The following is a 4,732-nucleotide window of genomic DNA, read 5'->3' as shown; positions in this document are numbered from 1 at the left end:
CCGGGGCCCGGGCCGCGCGCGGGCGCGGGCGCGACGAGCAACCCGGCCGACCCGGTGGTGGCCGGCGGCGGGGCCGGCGCGCGGCGCGGCCCGTGGGGCAGCATCCGGCCGGGGGTCGCGCTCGGGGCGCTGGGCGCGCTGGTGGTCGTGGTCGGGGCGGGCGTGTACCTGCTCACCGGGCCGCTCAAGGACGACGAGGCCGCACCGCCGCCGCAGGCCAGTACCGCACCGCCGACCAGCGGCGCACCCGCGACCAGCGCGGCGCCCACGCCGACCGAAGCACCGACCGGTGCGCCGCGCCCGGCGCTGCCCGCCGGCTGGCGGCTGACCGCCCACGGGCCGCTGACCGCGCAGGTGGCGCTCCCGGACGGCTTCCGGGCCGGCGGTACGAGCCGTACCGAGGCCAGTTGGACCGGCGGCGACCAGCGCGCCTTCACCATCGGACTCACGCGTGACACGGCACTCGGCGACACCGCGGCCGAGGCGTCCGAGCAGCAGATCAGTTGGTACCGCGACACGCAGGACTCCTCGATGGAGGACGTGCGCACCCGGCGCCACACGCTCGACTGGTACGGGCAGCCGGCCCGTTGGATCGAGGTCGACTACCGCATCCGCGGCAAGCGGGAACAGCGCCGCCGCCTCGAACTCTTCGTACCCGGCGCCGCACACCGCGTCTACCAGCTCCGCGTGGACACCACCGGCACGGCGCCGCACCGCACCGAACAGGACCGGATGTTCGCCGTCGCCCGCGACCAACTCCGCATCGACACGGACGGACGCGCCGGTGTCGAAACCGACCCCGGAGCCACGGATCAGCCGACGGCCCCCGCCGAAGGCACCACCCCGACCGGCGGCGCTCCCACCGACGCGGCCACTCCCGACGGGCCCAAGGAGCCCGCCAAGCCCGCCGGTTCCACCAAGCCGCCCGCCTCCGAGTAGCCCACCACCGGCGCGACGACAGAGCCGGGCGCCTGAGTGACTGACGCCTGAGCGTCGGGTGCTTGCGTGCCTGGTGCTTGAGTGCCTGGTGCTTAAAAAACGGCTGGTGGTTGAACGGCTGGTGCCTCGCGCCCGCGCGTCGGGCGCCTGCCGCTTGAGCGCCTCATGCCCGCCGTCTGACGCCCGGCACCGCGGCCCGCGGAGGAGGCGGCACGCCAACCGGTCCCAGCCCCCAAGCCCCGGCCCGGCCCCAAGCCCAACCCCACTCCGCCCCACCCACCTAACTCACCCGGAACGCGCCGCCCCGCCGCACGCGAACCGACCCGCTACACAGCCCGCAACCCGCAACCCGCAACAACCTCACCCCGTGGCCCGGTACGAGGCCGCCGCCTGGTCGAAGTAGCGGTCGACGGCGTTGCGGGCGTGGGCGGGGCCGATGATCTGGACGACGTGGTAGCGACCGCTGATGATCATCGCGAGGTTGCGCACGTACACCTGGCGACCGCTGGTGTCCTTCCAGCCGAACGCTCCCTCGGCCATCGCCGTCTGGCCCACGTCGATCCGGCGCAGCCCGCTGGCCGACGCCCAGTCCGAGTCGCGGTACGGGGCCAACTCGGGCTCCAGGTCCTGCTGGTACTTCATCGGGTCGGTGCCGTACTCGGCGGTCTTGTCGCGGCCGGGGACCACGATCATCTCGTAGTCGTCGCCGAGGTAGCGGATCTGGCCGCGGCCGTTGGGCGCGCGGCGCTGCCAGCGCTCGGCCACCGCGAGTTGGAAGCCGCCCGGGTCCTTGCGGAGCGTGAACCCCTTGGCCAGCCCGGCCGGGTCGGTGGACTGCGGCTGCTGTCCGATCGGCGGCGCGTCGCCGTTCTTGCCTGAGCCGGTGACGGGCGGTGCGCCGCTGTGCGTGCTGCTCCCGGCGCCGCGGTCCGCGTCGTCGTCCTTCTCCCCGTCGGGCAGGAACACCATCGCGTACAGCACGCCCGCGGCGAGCAGCAGCAGGATGAACAGCAGCAACAACCGGCCCAGGCTGCGCGGCGCCCGGGTGCTCGGCTCGCGCGGCGGCGCCGACTCGTGGGTTTCGAGCCGCAGGTGCTTCTCCTGCCGGGGCGCGGTCTCCTGCGGCGCCTGGCGCTGCTCGGGTACGCGCGGTGGCCTGCCCTTCTTGTGCCGGTGGCGGCCGTGCAGGGCGGCGGCGGCCCTGCGGCGGCGGACCAACTCGCCGCGCCGGCGCAGGATCGGCAGCCGCTTGGGGTCGGCCGGCTCCCCCGGGTCGCTCGGCGGCACCGGGACGGTGCGGCTGCCGACGTCGGGTTCGGGCGCCGACCTGATGAGCGAGCGCAACCAGCCGCGCAGTTCCTCGAAGTCCGGCCGCTCGGTCGGGTCCTGGCGCATCAGCGACTCGACGACGGGGCGCAGCGCGCCGCACTCCTCCGCGTACGCGGGCGGCTCGGCGCACACCAGTTGGACGAGTTCGGCGGCGTTGTCCTCGGGGTAGGGGGCGTGGCCCTGGACGGCGCGGAAGAGCAGCACGCCGACCGCCCAGAGGTCGGCCGCCGGGCCGACCGGGGGCGCCAGGCGCCAGTTCTCGTAGACCGGGCCGGCCTGTTCGGGCGCCCAGCGCTCGGTGACCGCGCCCACCACGACGATGCGCGCCTGCCGGGCGCGTTCCGCGGCGAGCGCCGAATCGGGCCCGCGGTAGCCGTCGCCGTCGGGCACGCCGTACGCCGACTCACCGGCCCCGGGCCCGTCGTACGCCATGTCGTCATACGCCGCGTCGTCGTACTCGGTGCCGTCGGAGCCGTCAGCGCCGTCAGCGCCTTCGATGCCATCGATACCGTCGTATTCAGTACCGTCCTCGTCCGGCGCCGGGTAGCCGCCCCCGGCGTACGCGCCCGGGCCTGCCGCCTCCGCCGCGGACGTGCCCGGGCCGGCGCCCCTGGCACCGTCGTGGCCGTCGCCGTACGGGTCGTACGCCTCGTGCGGGTCAGGCGTCTCGCCGTGGGCGGCGCGCGGGTCACGGACGTCATGGGTCGGGGCGTGTTCGCGGGCGCGGTCGTCGCCGTGCGGGCCCGTGCCGGGTGCGGGGTCCGTGTCCTCGATGGCTGCGCGGGCCGCCGCCTGTGCGGCGCGGTAGGCGGCGATGGCGCCCGCCCGCGGCGCGCGGGTGGGCGTACGCTCCGGCTCCGCGGCGCCGGCCCGACCGCCCGTCGAGCCGTCCGCCGAACCGTCAGCGGGCGCCGGTCCTTCGGCCGCGGCGGCCCCCTCCCGGTACACCGGGCCTGCGGGTCCGCGCCGCACCACGGGCGTCGCCGCGGGCGGGCGGGACGGGTCGCCGCCCGGCAGGGCTCGGGCCGGGCCGGGCCCAGGTGCGGAGGCGGTCGCCGCGCCTGCTGCGGCGTCCGCCCCGTTGCCGGCGCCTTCGGCGTGCGCAGCGCGAACCGCACCGAACGCGTCCAGAGCGCGCGGTGCGTCAGGCACCTCAGGCGCGTCGGGCACATCCGATGCATCAAAGTCATCAGGCGCGGCGTCGCGGGGCTCGGCCGCGAAGGGTGCGCGCTGGTCGCGGCCGGCCGGCAAGACACCGCCGGTGTGGGGCGCGCCGGGGCGGGCGGACGGCACGGCGCCGTGGTCGGTCCGCCCTTCGGGGGCGCCGCGCTCATCGGACGCGGCCCGCCGCTGGCCGCGCTGCGCCGCGTCGCCGGGGCCGAACTCCGTGTCGTCCAGCGGCCTGCGCGGCCGGGGCGCCCGCAGCGCCGTCGGCACCGGGTCGTAACCGCACAGCGCCTCTTCGGCCGCACCGACCGCGAGGCCGGTGAGCATCGCCCGGCCGTCGTCGCAGACCAGCACCGTGCGGGTGGTGATGTTGCGGTGGGTCCAGCCGTGCGCGTGCAGTGCGCGCAGCGCGGTCAGCACGTCGGCGGCGACCTCGGCGGCGCGGTGCGGGCTGAGCGGGCGCTCGGCGAGCAGCGCCGCCAGCGGCCTGGCCGGCACCAGTTCGCTGACGATCCATAGGCTGCCGGCCTCGGCGAAGACGTGGAAGACCTGGTCGAGGCTGGGGTGGTCGGGCACCTGGGCGGCGGCGGTGGCCGCGTCGATGGCCCGCCGCACGGCCGGGTCCGTCAGGCCGTCGCCCGGCCCCGCCCCGTACCACTGGTCGTGGCCACCGCCCGGCCCGCCGTACGCCGGTTGCCCGCCGTAGCCGCCGTGGCCGGCGCCGGCCGCCGCGTACGAGGCGCCGTCGGTGACCACCTCGGCGTCCACGACCTCCGGCAACGGCACCTGCCTGACCAGGACTTCCTGGCCGCTATAGGTGTCGAAGGCCCGGGTCTCCACGAACTCGTACTCATCTGCGGGTGGCAGCGGCAGTCGATAGCGGTCCGCGAGCACCCGACCCGCGTAGTCGTCCACGACGCCTCCCCAGCGCGCGATTCGCCCGTCGCTCACCGCACGTAACCGTCAGATCTGGTCTGTTGTCTGTGCCTTACCGCTACCCACGGCCGCGAGTTTTCACGATACGTGCCGCAGAGCCTTTGTGCCGGCTGGTCCGTCGACTCCGCCGGGACCGCTCCGGGCGGAGCCGGCGCGCCCGGCCGGACCGCACGGCGCCGCCCCCGCCCCGCCCCGTACGGCAGGCGCCCCCGCAGCCCCGTCAACCCCGCCCGGCGCGCCCCCCGGGCGCGGGGGCCGGGGGGGGCGCCCGGGGGCAGTGGCCGCTGGCGGGGGGTGGTGGACTCCGGCGGTTGCCAGGGGTGCGTGGGGCAGGTGGTGATGGAGGCGTTTCCGCGGGGGG

At 76.6% G+C, this 4,732-nt stretch carries 1 protein-coding gene and 1 pseudogene; one reads left to right on the top strand and one right to left on the bottom strand.

Going from position 1 to position 4,732, the window contains the following annotated elements:
- Positions 1 to 939: pseudogene (locus AAHZ94_RS28665) on the top strand (hypothetical protein); the annotation flags it as partial.
- A 360-nt stretch (positions 940 to 1,299) separates the two neighbouring features.
- On the opposite strand, the gene AAHZ94_RS28660 reads toward AAHZ94_RS28665, so the two are convergent.
- Positions 1,300 to 4,350 carry a serine/threonine kinase C-terminal domain-containing protein gene (locus AAHZ94_RS28660; RefSeq protein ID WP_502964810.1) on the bottom strand — a complete coding sequence of 1,017 codons (3,051 nt, stop codon included), beginning with the start codon at positions 4,348 to 4,350 and terminating at the stop codon, positions 1,300 to 1,302.
- Positions 4,351 to 4,732 lie beyond the last annotated feature (382 nt).

It is taken from the genome of Streptomyces sp. HSW2009 (assembly GCF_040240285.1).
Taxonomy (GTDB): domain Bacteria; phylum Actinomycetota; class Actinomycetes; order Streptomycetales; family Streptomycetaceae; genus Streptomyces.
This window is presented reverse-complemented; position numbering and strand designations above follow the sequence as displayed.